Origin of the sequence: Undibacterium sp. TJN25 (genome assembly GCF_049339885.1) — a bacterium.
Classification (GTDB): Bacteria; Pseudomonadota; Gammaproteobacteria; order Burkholderiales; family Burkholderiaceae_D; genus Undibacterium.
This window is the reverse complement of record NZ_JBMPPM010000051.1, coordinates 1-336: the sequence shown is the minus strand read 5'-3', so window position 1 is coordinate 336 and position 336 is coordinate 1. Positions and strand designations below refer to the sequence as shown.

At 68.8% G+C, this 336-nt stretch carries 1 protein-coding gene; it reads right to left on the bottom strand.

Annotated features, from left to right (window positions below):
• Positions 1–336, bottom strand: a 336-nt coding sequence (locus ACO0LO_RS29075) for a GDP-mannose 4,6-dehydratase (protein WP_422970044.1), incomplete at both ends; no start/stop codon positions are given.

Below are 336 nucleotides of genomic sequence, written 5' to 3'. Positions count from 1 at the left end.
AAGGGCCGGGTGATGGTGATGGGGAGCTGGTCCATCCACAGGCGGGCGACATGTTCCATGGCGAGCTTGCTGACGCCGTAGTCGTTGGCGGGCTGGGCGGGCTCGGTTTCGGCCAGGATGCCGGTGTTGGTGTTGCCGTAGATGTTGGCGCTGCTGGCGAGCAGTACGGCGCGGGGCTTGGTGGGCAGGCTGGCGAGGGCGTCGAGCAGGTTGCGGGTGCCGACCACGTTGGTGCGGTAGATGGCGTCGGCGTCTCCGTGGGCGACAAAGGAGATGGCGGCGAGGTGGGCGACCACGTCGGGCTGGATGTCGTGCACGGCGTGCTGCAGCTGGCGG